This window comes from Streptomyces sp. NRRL S-495, assembly GCF_000966955.1.
Lineage (GTDB): Bacteria > Actinomycetota > Actinomycetes > Streptomycetales > Streptomycetaceae > Kitasatospora > Kitasatospora purpeofusca.
The window spans coordinates 1-302 of the sequence record NZ_JZWY01000458.1 but is presented as its reverse complement, the minus strand read 5'-3'; the positions used below and the strand labels follow the sequence as shown (position 1 = coordinate 302).

The following is a 302-nucleotide window of genomic DNA, read 5'->3' as shown; positions in this document are numbered from 1 at the left end:
GCTGAAGATCCTCACCGGCGACCACCAGCCTACCGAGGGACGCGTCCTGCTCGACGGCCGCCCCGTCGAGCTGCGGTCCCCGGCCCAGGCCCGCGCCCTCGGCATCCGGATCGTCCCGCAGGAACCCGAGATCGTCCCGCACGTCTCGGTCGCCGAGAACGTCTATGCCGGCGCCCTCCCCACCGGCCGCGGCCGCCGGCTGGACCGGGCCGAGCTGCGCCGCCGGATCACCGCCGACCTGGAGCGGCTCGGCTTCGCCGGGGTCCTCGACCCCGACCTGCTCGGGTCCCGACTCACCGCCG

Annotated in this window: 1 protein-coding gene; it reads left to right on the top strand. The window is 76.2% G+C overall.

Annotated features, from left to right (window positions below):
* Positions 1 to 302: ATP-binding cassette domain-containing protein (locus tag VR45_RS23430; protein WP_045941795.1), on the top strand; the 302-nt coding region annotated here is incomplete at both ends.